This is a genomic window from Fictibacillus arsenicus (assembly GCF_001642935.1).
Taxonomy (GTDB): Bacteria; Bacillota; Bacilli; order Bacillales; family Fictibacillaceae; genus Fictibacillus; species Fictibacillus arsenicus_B.
The window spans coordinates 989,354-1,004,133 of sequence record NZ_CP016761.1 but is presented as its reverse complement, the minus strand read 5'-3'; the positions used below and the strand labels follow the sequence as shown (position 1 = coordinate 1,004,133).

Annotated in this window: 14 protein-coding genes; 8 read left to right on the top strand and 6 right to left on the bottom strand. The window is 39.9% G+C overall.

All coding sequences use genetic code 11. From position 1 onward, the window contains the following. Nucleotides 1-7 precede the first annotated feature (7 nt). The 3 genes from ABE41_RS05335 to ABE41_RS05325 are packed head-to-tail and all read left to right on the top strand — an operon-like array spanning nucleotide 8 to nucleotide 3,142. The gene (locus ABE41_RS05335) at nucleotides 8-1,735 is read left to right on the top strand and encodes an ABC transporter ATP-binding protein (RefSeq protein ID WP_066287243.1); all 1,728 of its coding nucleotides are present in this window, start codon (nucleotides 8-10) and stop codon (nucleotides 1,733-1,735) included. After that, nucleotides 1,735-2,439 (top strand): HAD family hydrolase, encoded by a 705-nt coding sequence (locus tag ABE41_RS05330; RefSeq protein WP_083207670.1) that lies wholly within the window; start codon nucleotides 1,735-1,737, stop codon nucleotides 2,437-2,439. Before ABE41_RS05335 ends, ABE41_RS05330 begins: the two co-directional genes overlap by 1 nt. A gap of 31 nt (nucleotides 2,440-2,470) precedes the next feature. Beyond that, on the top strand, nucleotides 2,471-3,142 hold the full coding sequence (locus ABE41_RS05325; RefSeq protein WP_066287242.1) for a YdeI/OmpD-associated family protein: 672 nt from the start codon (nucleotides 2,471-2,473) through the stop codon (nucleotides 3,140-3,142). 28 nt (nucleotides 3,143-3,170) lie between these two features. Here the strand turns inward: ABE41_RS05325 and ABE41_RS05320 are convergent, their stop codons facing one another. Beyond that, entirely contained in the window at nucleotides 3,171-3,659 is a 489-nt protein-coding gene (locus tag ABE41_RS05320; RefSeq protein WP_066287241.1) for a GNAT family N-acetyltransferase, read from the bottom strand. 99 nt (nucleotides 3,660-3,758) lie between these two features. On the opposite strand from ABE41_RS05320, the gene ABE41_RS05315 reads away from it, so the two are divergent. Continuing rightward, nucleotides 3,759-4,217, top strand: a complete 459-nt coding sequence (locus tag ABE41_RS05315; protein WP_066287239.1) for a hypothetical protein — start codon at nucleotides 3,759-3,761, stop codon at nucleotides 4,215-4,217. Here ABE41_RS05315 and ABE41_RS05310 read toward each other — a convergent pair whose 3' ends face one another. Together ABE41_RS05310 and ABE41_RS05305 are read right to left on the bottom strand one after the other, a co-directional pair. Continuing rightward, nucleotides 4,218-4,454, bottom strand: coding sequence for a DUF3977 family protein (locus tag ABE41_RS05310; protein ID WP_066287237.1), 237 nt, complete (start codon nucleotides 4,452-4,454; stop codon nucleotides 4,218-4,220). It lies immediately after the preceding gene. 24 nt (nucleotides 4,455-4,478) lie between these two features. Continuing rightward, nucleotides 4,479-4,697, bottom strand: coding sequence for a hypothetical protein (locus ABE41_RS05305; RefSeq protein WP_066287235.1), 219 nt, complete (start codon nucleotides 4,695-4,697; stop codon nucleotides 4,479-4,481). Between the two features lie 293 nt (nucleotides 4,698-4,990). Between ABE41_RS05305 and ABE41_RS05300 the strand changes: the two genes are divergently transcribed. The 4 genes from ABE41_RS05300 (at nucleotide 4,991) to ABE41_RS05285 (ending at nucleotide 7,688) form a co-directional block, all read left to right on the top strand. After that, nucleotides 4,991-6,283, top strand: coding sequence for an L-cysteine desulfidase family protein (locus tag ABE41_RS05300; protein ID WP_437435461.1), 1,293 nt, complete (start codon nucleotides 4,991-4,993; stop codon nucleotides 6,281-6,283). Between the two features lie 125 nt (nucleotides 6,284-6,408). After that, on the top strand, nucleotides 6,409-6,828 hold the full coding sequence (locus ABE41_RS05295) for a hypothetical protein (RefSeq protein ID WP_066287231.1): 420 nt from the start codon (nucleotides 6,409-6,411) through the stop codon (nucleotides 6,826-6,828). An 18-nt stretch (nucleotides 6,829-6,846) separates the two neighbouring features. Then, the gene (locus ABE41_RS05290) at nucleotides 6,847-7,236 is read left to right on the top strand and encodes a VOC family protein (RefSeq protein ID WP_066287229.1); all 390 of its coding nucleotides are present in this window, start codon (nucleotides 6,847-6,849) and stop codon (nucleotides 7,234-7,236) included. Nucleotides 7,237-7,238: 2 nt separating this feature from the next. Continuing rightward, nucleotides 7,239-7,688 carry a hypothetical protein gene (locus tag ABE41_RS05285; protein WP_066287228.1) on the top strand — a complete coding sequence of 150 codons (450 nt, stop codon included), beginning with the start codon at nucleotides 7,239-7,241 and terminating at the stop codon, nucleotides 7,686-7,688. 230 nt (nucleotides 7,689-7,918) lie between these two features. On the opposite strand, the gene ABE41_RS05280 is transcribed toward ABE41_RS05285, so the two are convergent. Genes ABE41_RS05280 through ABE41_RS05270 form a run of 3 tightly spaced genes read right to left on the bottom strand, consistent with a single transcriptional unit; the run spans nucleotide 7,919 to nucleotide 14,464 of the window. After that, complete coding sequence (locus ABE41_RS05280) at nucleotides 7,919-8,884, bottom strand: LacI family DNA-binding transcriptional regulator (protein WP_066287226.1); 966 nt, start codon at nucleotides 8,882-8,884, stop codon at nucleotides 7,919-7,921. Between the two features lie 54 nt (nucleotides 8,885-8,938). After that, the gene (locus tag ABE41_RS05275; RefSeq protein WP_066287223.1) at nucleotides 8,939-12,280 is read right to left on the bottom strand and encodes a GH36-type glycosyl hydrolase domain-containing protein; all 3,342 of its coding nucleotides are present in this window, start codon (nucleotides 12,278-12,280) and stop codon (nucleotides 8,939-8,941) included. Between the two features lie 18 nt (nucleotides 12,281-12,298). Further along, nucleotides 12,299-14,464: a glycoside hydrolase family 3 N-terminal domain-containing protein gene (locus tag ABE41_RS05270; RefSeq protein WP_066287221.1), complete on the bottom strand. Its 2,166-nt coding sequence runs from the start codon at nucleotides 14,462-14,464 to the stop codon at nucleotides 12,299-12,301. Between the last annotated feature and the right edge of the window lie 316 nt (nucleotides 14,465-14,780).

The window sequence follows — 14,780 nt, the reverse complement described above, 5'->3', positions numbered from 1 at the left end:
GGGTTAGATGGATAATATAAAATGGCTTCTTCATTATATTAAAAAGATTAAGTGGTTCTTTCTGCTTTCTCTATTGTTGTTATGTTTAGAATCGATGTCGATCATCGCGACTACAGCACTGCAAAAATACATCATCGATGACGTTTTTATAAACGGGCAATACGATAAACTCGTTCCGATCTTGCTCATGTTCGCTGGTGCTTTCATAGCGTATGCTCTTCTTTTTACGATCGCACCGCACACCTTTCACCGCATTCAGGCGAGAATCATCGATGTTCTGACAAGAGATTTTATGAACTATATGCAGCGCATTCCCGTTAAGACTTTTCATAATGAACGTGTGACGAAGTATGTCCATTATTTATCAAATGATGTTTCACAAGTAGCCGGCATGATAGGAGGATATATCCCAAGGCTTATCCAGTTGTTCGTTACGATTACAGTGCTTTCGGTCATTATCTTCCTGTCTTCCCCTGTTCTGTTAGTTTCGATTTTACTGTTTAGTGCATTATATATCATGATGGGCAGACATTTTTCACCGTTGATTCGTAAAGCCGGAAAAGAAGCTCAGGACCGGAAAACGGATCTGCTTATACATATAGAAGAAGGTATCTCCTCTACACGTGAGGTACTGGCGTACAACCGGACTGAGTGGGAAACTTCAATCTATAACCGCCACTTCAAACGATATTTTGATGCAGTCATGAAGCAGGCCAAAATCAACAACAGACAGATCCTGGCGAGTGAACCTTTAAAATGGGGAGCTTCACTAATCGTGTTAGGATACGGCGGGTATAGTGTTATCCAAGGAAATCTAACGATCGGTATGTTTATCATCGTTTATCAATTCACAGGGCAGCTGATGGATTCTCTTCATCGCTTATTTGCATTTTCGATGGATTTGTCTAACATTTATGCCAACGTTGACAGGCTTCGTTCCGTGATTGAGTCGCCGGCCGAAAAAGATGGTTCTCTACCTTTTAATGAAAAAATTGAATCAATTACTTTTAGTGGTGTTTCTTTTTCTTACAGCGAGGATTCTGATAACAACGTGCTTCACGATCTAACGTTTACGATTCCATCTGGAAAGAAGATTGCCTTTGTTGGAACAAGCGGCGGCGGAAAATCCACAATCGCTCAGCTTCTTATGCGCTTTTTTAAACCATCAGAAGGAAAGATTTTAGTAAACAGCTATGCCCTTCATGAACTCGTATACTCAGATTGGACGAAGCGAATTGGTTTCGTTACACAAGAACCATACATTTTTCCAGACACACTAAGGAATAACCTATTATTAGGAAGAGAGATTTCTCATGAGAAAATGATTAAAGCTTGTGAAATGGCTCAAATTCATGAATACATTGAGGGTCTTTCGGAAGGTTATGATACTGAAATTGGAGAAAGAGGCATCACCCTCTCCGGTGGACAGCGGCAGCGCCTGGCTCTTGCACGAGCAATCATCTCAAATCCAGAAGTGTTAATTTTAGATGAAGCAACGTCTGCACTGGATCTTGAAACTGAGCGACTGGTTCAATACAACTTTGACCTTGTAAGAGAAGGGAAAACGACTATCGTCATCGCGCATAGACTATCTACCGTGAAAAACGCGGATATCATCTTTGTAATGGATAACGGCTCAATAGTTGAGCAAGGAACTCACGAAGAGTTAATGCAAGGAAATACCGTTTACAAAAGTTTGGTTTATGCGGAAAAAACATTAGAAGTTGGTGCATAATGAAGAAGTATAAACTGCTCTTGTTTGATTTAGATGATACCCTTCTAAATTCAGACTGGTTTAAAACAGGATTGATTCAAATACTCAGTGAACATCCTTTAACGAAAAATTTAGACGCAGCTCTTTTCCTTGAGAAAAAGTTGCGTGTTCCATCCCACTTGATCGAAAAGCTTAAGAATCGTGAATTTACGCCTCAGGAATTTCGAAGAGCACGGTGGAAACATGCCTTTTCTCATTTTGATATGACACCTGACGATGAGATCATCAATGGAATAGAAAATCTGTTTTTACAAAAAGGTTTTTCATGTATTAACCAAGATCCATCTCTGATTCAGCTTCTAATGGATTTGAGGAATCATTACGAACTTGGCATTGTGACGAACGCTCTTTATGATCCACGTCAAAAAGTGCATCAAATGGGATTATCGAAAGTGTTTCCAATCGAAACCATCTTTTGTTCGGAAGAATTAGGGTTAAGGAAGCCAGATTTGGAGCTTTATCATGCACCATTGAAATTTTTTGGCATAAAGCCAGATGAAACGATCTTTATTGGAGACTCTTGGATTCATGATGTAGCAGGAGCCATTGATGCAGGAATCGATGCGATCTGGATTAATTCACGAGGTGCTGTTCCTTCAACCGATCATTCCCCTCATGCCATTGTGTCAGATGTGAAGGATATAAGAGACTTATTGCTGAAGTAATTCATTAACAAAAAAATTGGGAGGTCTAACCATGAACTCTACAAAATCCATCGTCGATAAATTAAATCTTAGAAAATATGCAAGCAAGCTGATTCTTAATCTCCCCGGGGACATCAATGAATTTAAAGAAATTGATTTTGATGCTTCCATTCAAAAAGAAAAATACGACCTGATCTTTGCTTTTGTGTTCAATCTAGAAGAGTTCTCAAACGAGTTGCATAAAGTTATTGAGAAACAACTGCTCAGTGACAAAGGATATCTTTTTTTCGCCTATCCTAAAAAGAATAATCCACAATATAAAGAATACATCGAACGGGATCAGATTTTCCCTTACATAAATGTTGGTGAGGATGGTTTTGTAGCGGAAAGCAATTTGAAGTTTTCCAGGATGGTCAGTTTAAATGATGTTTTTACTGTGGTTGGTTTAAAATCCGAGAAAAAGAAAGCAGCTTCTCCCTCGAAAAAAAGCCAATGCGTAGATGACTATATCGTCCATGTCGATGATATTAAAAGGTATTTAGAAAAAAATGCTGAATTATTAAGTTTTTACACTAGTTTAACATTCGGATACCAAAAAGATTGGGCGCGTTATGTATACAGTGCCCAACGAGAAGAGACACAAGAAAAGCGATTGCTTGAGATGGAAGACATCTTGGGTGAAGGTTATAAATCTAGAGATCTGTATCGAAGAAAAATGAAATAGCGACGAAAAGTGACGAGATTATATCCCGTCACTTTTTCAATAGATCTTGATGAAAAATCAATTCAATTCCATACTCTCCATCGTAATTCTCACCTTTATAAACAAATCCAGCTTTTTTGTACAAATTTATCGCAGGTGAATTCGTTTCATGAACGGTTAATATTATTTCGTCTTTGTCTTTGTATTGTTCTTTCACTAAATTAGGCAATCCTCTCAAAGCCTCAAGTGCATAGCCCTTCTTTTGATGACGGGCATCAATCGATAAGGATTTTAAAAGAATAGCTTTTTCATTATTCGTGTAGATATTTCCTGATTGATCTGTGTACAACGCAAACCAGCCTACGACATGACCTTCAGAACAAATCACAAACGGCTCGTTACATTTATCTGCCCGAAAAGTCTCTACAATAAGAGAAGGGATGGATGTATAGATCGCTTGCTCGTCAGGTAAAGTGTACTGGTTAATTGTCTCAAAATCAGCATCTTCAAACCGCCTCACTTTAATATTCGGTGTCATTTTGAACACTACTCCCTTTCTAAATCATAACCTCAAGGAATTTTATCTGTATTGAAGAATACCTTTTAATATTCCATTCGAATACAGGAGGCATCTAAATTGAAGAAGAAACTCCTTATAGCAGCTGTTTTATTATTTGGATTCGCTTTCGCATCAACGTTTTTAAGAGGACAAGATTCCCAGGTAAAAAAAGCAGAAACCACAGTAAAGACACAGCACTCAATAAAAGATGTCACTGTCTTATTTAAAGGTGAAAATGACTATTGGGAAGCAGAGTTTTCCATCACAAAGAATATGGTGAACCAGCTTAAACTCAAACATAAACTTTCAAAGACCGAACTTCCCCAAGAGCTTTCCTTCACTTTAAGTACAGCTTTTAGTAGTGATAAAAAACAAACTTTAATTGGTTCCTTTACCGTTTCATTCGACGCATTCCCAGACGAATTATCACTTCAGTTTAAAGAGAAAAAGCTCTTACAGCCCATCGGTGAAAACCTGATATTAAAGATCACCGGAGATGGGCATTATCAGTTTTTTAATTTGTATGTAGTGGATTAATTAGAGACTTCTAATTCCAATTAATATTTTGAAATCTTTTCGGTTCTTTTTGATCTTTTTATATCCCTCTTTGGAGTCCAAAATAAAAACAGATTTCTTAATCCAGATCCTTAAATAAATCGATTGCAGATTAATAGGCAAAACGATTCCTTTTTCTTCGAATTCCGCACCATTGTTTATTTCTGTTTCTGTCCTTATAAACCATTTGTTTCCTAATCCGAATTCAATAAATTTCAAGCCGTGATCTCCTTTTTTCAGGACTTAGATCGTTTTTCTTTTCTTTTCAACTTGCTTCTCTTCTAATTTTTTTACCTTATCGTAAATTTTGAAGAGCATTGCTGTTGTAAAAGAAAATTGAACAATGAATAAAGTGACATAAGTAAATTCTATATTTTCTCCGCCTACAAGAGCACCAAATGTTAAAAAAACAAGAATGCTGCCAATCATCGTTAAAATAAAAACTACTACCTGATTATCCATAGATTTAGCCTCCACCACTTACTTGGTTTTAATTTCTTCTAAGAGGGAAATTACTTTTTCATTTTGATCGATAATGGTTTGATTTTGTTTCCTGAATTTAGCCATATCAAACATAAATACAAGTAAGATAATAAATATAAAGAATTCCATAAACCACACTCCTCAGCCTCTTAATTTTAACATAAATATCCAAATTATTTATTTTAATTAGGTCATAATTACCTCTTCCCTTTTCCTATCTCTACCCATTATTGTTAGAAGTAGAGAAAAACATCTGGATGGAGCTGAATGGTATGGAGCGGATTTATAACTTGCTTGAAAAAGAGCTGGTGATAGCTTTAGGCTGTACGGAACCTGTTGCCATTTCACTGGCTGCTGCTACGGCAAAAAAATATACGAAAAAAAATGTCACTTCGATCTCGGTTTCTGCTAGTGGCAATGTCATTAAAAATGCATTGTCTGTAGGAATTCCTGGAATGAGCTTTACCGGTATTGATTTTACAGCCGCTCTAGGTGTCGTCGCTGGAGATGCTTCTAAACAGCTTCGAGTTTTAGAAGGAGTTACAAAAGCAGATGAAGAGGCTGCGATCCAACTCGTTCGCGAGGGCAAGGTACGAGTGGAGACAGCAGACACACCAGAGAAATTGTATATTGAGGTTAATTTAGAAACTCTAACAGAAAAAATTAAGGTAATCATTTCTGGTGATCATACGAATGTGAGTTACATCTCAGTTAATGGTGAAGTCCTGCTGGATCAGTCTGACACAATGAAATCCATACCTCAAAAACAAGAAAAGTTCCCTGAGCTTTCGGTTGATGACCTTTACACTTTCGTAACGGAAGTGCCACTAAATAAATTGGAACTCGTTAAAAGTAGTGTTGAGTTGAACCGGGCGATTTGTGAAGAAGGTCTTTCAAATGATTATGGTTTAAAGGTTGGAAAGACTCTTTATGACCAAACTAAAACAGGTATTCTTTCTGACGATCTCGCAACTTACAGCATGGCTCTTTCTGCGGCTGGCTCAGATGCCCGGATGGCTGGATCGACCATGCCTGTCATGGCGAACTCCGGAAGTGGAAATCAAGGAATCGCCGTTACGATGCCGGTTGTGGCAGCAGCCGAAAAAATCGGAGCAACTGAAGAAAAAATGCTAAGAGCAGTAACCTTAAGCCATCTGCTCTCGATCTATATGAAGTCTAAGTTTGGCCGTTTGTCGGCACTATGCGGAGTTACCGTTGCTGGGGCCAGTGCATCTGCTGCGATCACTTACCTATTAAGTGACGATCTGAATAAAATTAAAGCTGCCATTCAGAACACATTAGGTAATGTCAGCGGAATGGTTTGTGACGGAGCAAAAGCAGGATGTGCGATGAAGGTCGCGACATGTTCAAGCGCTGCAGTACAGTCAGCTATTCTCGCCTCACAAGGATTATGCATTCCTTCCACAAACGGGTTCATCGAAGAAGACGTTGAACGAACGATCGAAAACTTCTGCCGTCTTGGCAACGAAACATCAGGCACAACAGACAAAGTTCTTCTGGATATGATGGTGAATAAAAAATCCCCGCAAAAAGCTAACTCCTAAAATGGGTTAGCTTTTCTATATGTGTTAAAATTATCCATGAAGTGATGTGTGAATGGGTGAATCCTGTTCTTGAATAAGAGAAATAAGTATTCATTGTAAAACATACTTAAAGGATGATCATACATTTGAAAGCAAAATTTTTATTGATAATTTGTTTTTTCGTTTTAACAGGTTGTTCTGATCCTTCTCCCTTAAGATCAAACGTTGAAGTTCAAATCAACCAAGCTTTTGGGACAAAATTTGGTTTAATAGATCAAGTCATAGTAACAGATTTAAAGAAAAAAGAAACAATTAATGTATTAAATCCTGAACTGTTTTCTAACAGCCTAGGTAAAATGAAAGAGATTACAGTGAATAAGCTTGCACCTAATTATTTATTTCATATAAAAACGACTGAAGAAAGCGAGGAGTACAGCAGAGAGCAAACAGAAGCAACTCTGCTATATAGCTCTGAAAAAGAAATTATCTGTACAGAAAATAAAAAAGTCTGTTATGAAACTTCTGAGTCATTAAGAACGTTTTTAATAGAAAATAAAATTCATTAATTGGAGGCTTACATATATATGATCTACGAAATGACGGTTCAAGTTCGTGTTTCTGATATAATAGAAGGCCAGCGGTTTTATGAAACACTGCTTAACAGGCAGCCAGATTTCACTCCGCATGAAGGATTTGCTGAATGGGAGCTGATCCCGAACTGCTGGCTGCAAGTTGCTGAAGGTATTCCGACAGAAGGCAACGGTCCGATTCGTTTGGGTGTCGTTGATCTTGTTGCTGAGAGGAAACGTTTAATGGATATTTTAAAAGTTGAGGAGTTCGAAATTCATGAACGTGAAGAAGTTCCTGTAAAATGGGCTACTTTTTCAGACCCTTGGGGTAACCGGCTAGGTTTGTTTGAATACAAAGATGAAGAATATAAGAAAGAAAAACTTGAATTTATAGTAAGGAGATAGTCATGAGATTTATCATTGCATCAGTTATATCTGTTCTTTTAGGAGCTCTCGTGTTTTTCGCCCTCCCAGGCGGTGGGAATTTGTTAGAAGTAGAGTGGCAAGGTGTATTATTCAGCCTGTTTTTCGGGATAATCACAACGCTGCCTTTCTTCCTTTTTTGCACATTGCCAACAGCTTTTATCGTGGAAGGACTTGCGACGAAGTTCTGGATTAGGCTTAGAATCCGCTTAATTTTATATATTCTATTAACAGCATTATTCATCATTCTTTATCGATTCACACTCTTTTATTGGATGGACTTCGCAGAATCCAATCTTTTTGCCATATTCGGTTACAGCATCGCCTGTTCCGTGGCTTTTTGTTACAGTTATACCCTGCTTAAAAGAAGAAGAAAAATAGAGCCAGAACCGGAAGAGCCAATGAGCGATAAAAGATACCGCGGTTCTCATTAGATTCAAAAAGCTTGATCGATATGCCCAAGCTTTTTGATTTTTAAGGATTTCTAATTTCTAGACCGTAATTTAAATTTGTAAGCTGTAATTTTATTTTATAAGCCGTAATTTTTATTTATAAGCCGTAAATATTTTTTCTAAGCCGTAATTTTTCACTTCTAAGTAGTAATAGATTTTTCGACAAAAAACAGCTTGAGCGACTGGCCCAAGCTGTTTTTATTCTTATCCTATTATCGGTTCCTCACCGAATCTCCTTCAATGAGGCTTACATTAATCCGTTCGTGTTCTGGCTTTTTCTTTTTGATCAGGTTAATCAGAAGCTCTGATGCCAGCGATCCCCATTTGTGCTTAGAATAGTTGATCGTTGCGAGTCTAGGCTGGATATATTGAGACACTTCAATATTATCAAACCCGATAATATGGACGTCCTCTCCGACACGCAAGTTCGTCCGGCTAAAATAGTTATACATGCCGATTGCCATCTCATCGTTCAGACAAAATACTCCGACTGGTTCCGAAAATTCCTGGTGAATCTTCTTTCCGGCCGCCTCACCGGATGGCTTGTTAAAATCTCCATCCAGTTCAATATACTCTATCTGGGAATAGCGCTGAACGGCTTTTTGTACGGCTTCTAGTCTTTGACGGGCATCGAAGGATATTTCAGGTCCCTTCAATACATAAATTTTACGATGGCCTTTTTCAGCCAAATGATCAATTGCAAGAGTTGCACCCGCTTTGTTGTCGAGCAGGACTTGAGAAATGTTTGGATGATCCATTCTTCGGTCCATCACCACAAGTTTGTGGCCACGCTCAGCATGACTTAGCAATTCCTCCGTCTCATATGTCGCATCTAGAATAATGGCGCCGTCAATCATACGCTCCGGCAAAAACCGGTGTGATTCCTTACCGCTGCAAACGATCAGCTCATATCCGTTTTTACTGAGAGTTTCCATCATTCCCTGAAGCAGCTCCCCGTAAAAAGCACCGCTGTAATTTGTCAGATAGATTCCGATAATCTTTGTTTCTCTTTTTTTCAAAGAACGTGCCGCGGCACTCGGAATGTAATTTAATTCTTTCGCGATTGCTTGAATTCTTTCAGATGTTTCCTTCGTTACTTTCGGACTTCCGTTTAAGGCATAGGAGACCGTGGATATGGAAACACCTGCTTTTTTCGCAATGTCTTTAATACTTACCAACGAAATTCTCTCCTATCTCTTTCTGTAAACGTTTTCCTTTATTATACCGAATGATTATGAATAAATCTCTACCGTATTCTTCTCTTCAGTTAATCCGCAGGCAAATTCGGAGCGATTCACAACTAATCCGCCATCACGATAAAGGTTTTGATAGATTTCTGCTCTCACTTCCTTACCGTTAACAACAAGACGCTTTCCTTCTTCTCCACGATTACGATAGATAAACGTTACAGGCTTTTCATCAAGCATATATTCAAACTCTAATCCGTCCATATCTTCTGGAAGCACAGGGTCAATAATAAGATTTTCACCATGCGGACGGATCCCTAAACAATTGGAGATCAACTGGTTCATATAGATTCCAGGACCTGAAGAATAGATACGCCATCCGCCTTTTACTTTCTCCTTGCCTTCTTTCAGCTCGCCGAAACGTTCTTGCGCTTCGTAACGCGTTTTGAAATCGCCGTCTGAACTGCTGAAGTAGGCATTGCTTTGGCGTCTCTCTGCATTAGGAACGGCTTCTTGAATCATGACTGGATTGATCTTCTCAAGACCGCTCCAAACCTCCCCAGACTTTCCGAGTTTCGCCATTGCTTCTACAAAACGAATGTGTGCGTGAACGTATTGAAGTCCGATCTCACGTCCAAAGTTAGAAGCCTGTTCAGCACGCTTAAAGTGTGTGCTGACACCGCCTTTGTAATGTGCAGGCTTATCCATTAATCTCACACCATCTGGACAATAAAACTTATCCATGATTACGTTTAGATGCTGTTCGGCTTGTTCTGGTGTTAACAGCTCAGCGATCATGCTGCGGGTCATCGGCAGCAATCGGTAGTTGATTCCCGTTGTGTTATCGCTTGGGTGCAGCATAAGCTTTGGCTCATCTGCATTCTCCATATAGACAAACCCAGGAATCACATCATGGCTTAGCATGTATTTTTGATAATCTGCTTTAATGTTTTCAGCAAGCTTCCCTAATTCGAGAGACTTCTCTTCGTCCACATTGTTCACCATTCTTGAGAACTGTGTCATCACTTGATACGTTAAAGCGACTGTCCAAGAGCTCACCATGAATTTTTTTAGCTGAGGATTGGCCGGCTGTAGCGTATCATCCCAGTCCCCATCACCGTAAGAAGACAAGTGAGTATCATACAAGAAATTCGCTTTCATATAGTCGATCTGCTTTTGTATGTGAGCCATCAAAGTAGCTTTTTTCTCTGTAAAACCGAACGAGCTCTCCGTATAAGGGATCTCCTCATTTAAAATCGAAAAATCGTGCGTTGCTGCAAGATAATCAGTCACAGCTTTTAACGGCCAAACGATGATATCTCCATGGGATTCTTCCTGCTGAATCTTGAAATACTGATCAAACATGAACCATTGCGGCCAGTTCCCTGTTTCTTCATATTGATGTGAGTATACCGTCAGCAAGATCTCTTTAACTGCGTCATAATGCTGTGTGGCCAAGAAATATTCAGTCGGTCCCTGGCAAACATCGCGTGTACCCCAAGCTGCACCGCCATATTGCTCCAATCCGTGCGGAACTGAATAATGAATAAGCATGTTATGCGTATACCAGTGTGCCAGTGCGTTCATCTTCTGAAGTTCTGCTGTTTCTTCCCCGCCCTTTGATAAATGGAAGCCGCGATTCGTATTTTGGATAAATTCACGGTATCGCTCAATTTCAATATCGGCTTCTTTTTCAGTAAATGGAATCGCCTGTCCGTCAATGAGTCCTTGAACTGTAACCGTCCATTCACTTGCTGGAGCTAGATCACAAACAACGAGCGAAGCTGACAGAGACTCGATGTTCTCACCGAAAATCGTCTCATCCGTCACTTGCATTTCTGCCCCAGTTACTTTCATACGATAGCTTAAGTTTTCATATGTTTTTGCGCTGTCTGATGAAGAATCTGCAGTGAACGTCAGTACATTCTCTTCTTTTTCCATATTAAACGGCACTTCGTATTCCTGATTGTTCATGGATACTTGATTTGTAACGACGAAGCGGTATTTCTTTCCGCTCTCTGACTTCACTTGCAGCTCTACTTCAGGTGTATCAACCGTTGTGAAGTTTGTGATGATAAACATTTCATCTTCTGTTTTATACAACCAGCGTGTATAGTTGAAGCCCATTTCAAATAGTGATGGCATCGTCAACAGTTGAAGTTTGCCTTCGAATTCAACGTAAATACGCTGACCGGAAGTTTTCATTACATTTAGTGCATTACGGGCATTCGTCATCATCTTATGAAACGAAGTGTTTCCGACAACTAATTGAGAGTTGAAGATTCCGTACATATATGAAGTTGTCGAGATCGTATCTTCTTTTAAATGAACGTTGTTGCCTGTTACTAGAATGTGACCATGCGGACGTTCTACGATTCTTTCTTTCTCTTTTAAAACAATATGTTCATAAGTAGGTGTGAAGAAAGACAGCAACGTGTCTCCTTCATATTCTTCTAAAATTCTTTCCGGGAATAGCTGATCTACTTCTTCAATCGTTAGATCTGCTGTTTTTAATGTTCCTGCAAACTGTTCGCTCAGGCTCACTTTTGGAAGAGAAATCGTTTCTTCTACACTTTGAGATTGCACGTCTTTCCAGGCATCAAGCACTTCTGAAGTATATTCAACGGAAGTAATCGCTTCTGGATGATCCTCCTTAAAGCAGCCATAAAAGACAAACTGCTCTTTCCCCTGCAGTTCAACCGTTTCTGACTGAAGAGCGATGTAAGCAAACTCGTATTGATAGACTTCATTTGGAAGATTTTCTTTATATAATGCTTCAGGTACATCCGTTTCTTTGTAAGAGCGGCCAAAAAATTGAAAACCATCAGTCGCATATCCTGCTGCTTTTGTCAGTGAACCTTGCTGCAGGTAAGGAAATGCTGTACCGTTCGGCTGGTTCTGGCGTGAACAAACTACATAGCCTAATGTTTCTTTTTCAAAAACGCGATGATCAACATATTGAGCGATGAAGGCCTCATTTGTACGGACTGCCCCTCTGTGAGCAAGACCAACGTCTTGCCCGTAGATGAGGTCGGCTCTTACATCAGAACCTTCTAACTCTACATCCCAGAACCAGATGCCTTTCTCTGATAAGGAAAAGGAAACTGTGTAAGAAACACCTTCAAATGATCCTTTCCAGAACACTTGGCTGTCTGTATGAGTAACTGAACTATTTGAACGAACACCTAATAGCGGAGTTACTTTGATATCATTATTTTGAAAGAGGCGCAGATATAAGTTATTCAAAGCGCCGTCGACCGGGTTGCTCATCCATTGATTGATCATCGTATCATTATGAGAAACTTCAAAAATATCACCAGAGTTCAGAAAAGCGAATCGATAGTCACCAGCTTTAATTTCAAAGTTTCCTTTCGTCATAGTTTTCATAAGTTACCCCTCAATTCTCTATTTGGTAAGTTCAAATTCTGCGCTCAATACATCACGGCTGCTGCCGCCCACAAATACCGTAAATTCTCCTGCGTCACTTGAAAAAGTGAGGTCAACATGGTGATAGCGAAGCTGTTCCTCAGTCAACGTGAATTCTACTGTTTTTGTTTCACCAGGTGCTAGTGTCACCTTCTTAAAAGCTTTCAATTCTTTTAAAGGACGGACCACTTCTCCTGCCATGTCGCGTACGTATAATTGAACGATCTCATCACCAGTTATATCACCTGAATTCGTCACGTTTACAGAGACATTCAGTGATTGATCTGTTGTCATCGTGTTTGATGAAAGATTTAGTTCACTGTATTGATAGTTCGTATAACTTAATCCATGACCAAACGGATATAATGGCTCATTTGGGATGTCCAAGTATTGAGAGACATAACGGATTTGTGCATCAGGTGCATCTTTCGGACGTCCTGTATTGTAATTGTTGTAATAAACAGGAACCTGTCCGACTGTATGTGGAAACGACATCGTCAGTTTTCCAGATGGATTACGGTCTCCAAAAAGAAGGTCTGCAACAGCATTTCCACCTTCCGTTCCCGGATACCAAGCTTCTAAAATGGCATCCGCTTGCCCTTCGATTCCAGTCAGATCAAGCGGCCGGCCGTTAAATAGAACGAATGCAACAGGTTTTCCAAGCTCTTTCATTTTTGAGATAAGTTCCAGCTGAATTTCCGGCAAACGAATGTCTGCACGACACCCTGCTTCACCGCTCATTTCAGAATCTTCTCCAAGCGCGAGAACGATGACATCTGCTTTTTTTGCTTGTGAGATCGCCTTATTAAAAAGTTCTTCAGATCCTGTTTCAACGTTACAGCCTTTTTCAACTAAAAGATTTTCGGAGCTGACTTTTTTGGAAATCCCGTCAAATAAAGTAACCGCTTCATCTTTGGAGCCTAACCAAGACCAAGGCCCTAAAATATCTCCGCTTTTTGCAAATGGTCCGATCAGCGCAATTTTCTTTTCTTTATTTAAAGGAAGAATTCCATCATTCTTGAGTAGCACACTTGATTTTACTGCTAGTTCGTATGCAGCTTCACGATGTGTTTCAGAAAGCACGATTTCTTTCTCACGCTCTTCATCTGCACCGCGATAAGGATTTTCAAAGAGTCCAAGCTTTTCCTTAAGCTCTAAAATACGATAAACAGCTTCATCTACCGTTTTTTCTTCAACTTTTCCTTCTTCTATAAGTGACTGTAAGTGATGTGCATAGCACGAAGTCATCATTTCGATATCGACTCCAGCCTGAATCGCTTTTTCAGCAGCTTCCTTTTCATCTCTCGCGACACCGTGCGGAATCTGTTCTTTCACAGCTCCCCAGTCGGAAATCAATACACCGTTGAAGCCCATCTCTTCGCGAAGCATGTCTCGCATCAGTCTTTTGTTGCCTGTAGCAGGAATTCCATCTACTGTGTTAAAAGCAGTCATCACCATCTCACAGCCTTCATCAAGTGCCGCTTTATATGCAGGAAGATAGGATTCGCGAAGCTGACGCTCTGACATATCTACCGTGTTATAATCACGGCCTCCTTCAGCTGCCCCATATGCTGCGAAGTGTTTCACACACGCTGCTACACGGTCTGTCTCATTTGAGAGGTCATTGCCCTGAAAGCCTCTAACAAATGCTCTTGCAAACTCGCTGTTCAGGAAGGGATCTTCACCGGTGCTTTCCATAACTCTTCCCCAGCGGGGGTCGCGTACTAAATCAACCATCGGTGCAAAAGTAACATGAACACCGCTTACTGATGCTTCTTTTGCTGCGATCTCAGCACTTTTTTCAGCGTCTTCTAAATCCCATGAACAGCCAATCGCTAAAGGAACGGGAAAAATGGTTTTGTACCCATGAACAATGTCCGCCATCATTAAGAGCGGAATGCCAAGTCTGTTTTCCTTTAAATGAGCTTCCTGGATGCTTCTCACTTCTTTTGCACCTGAAGCCCCTAATACAGATCCGCTATTTATAACATCTTCCTTCTGTATACCAAGCTCCTGCATCGGTCCAGTAATCTGACCTCCATTGGCAGCGCCTTCATAGAATGGCGTTGCAAGCTGAATCAGCTGGGAGATCTTTTCGTGAACCGTCATTTTTTCTATTAACGATGTAATCCGGTTATTGTTCATTCACCCGCGCTCCTTATAAGTTTTATTAAAATTTAGGGCTATTTCTTTGTTGTTATTTGAAAGGGTTGATTTCCATTTCAGGATGCTCGCTTTCCGCAGGGTGTGCGGTGAGCCCCCTCGTCGCATGCCTTGCGAGAAGCTTCTCAGGTAGTAGGCACGCACCTTTCACTCCAATCAACTTGCAATGAAGAGAAAGGAGAAAGAAAAAATAATCCATTAAACAACAATCTTTAAATAAGAACGAAGTCATACGCCATCGAAACGTTTCTATTAAATTCAAGGCGATTATATGATGTATTTGCGAGAGTGTCAATTT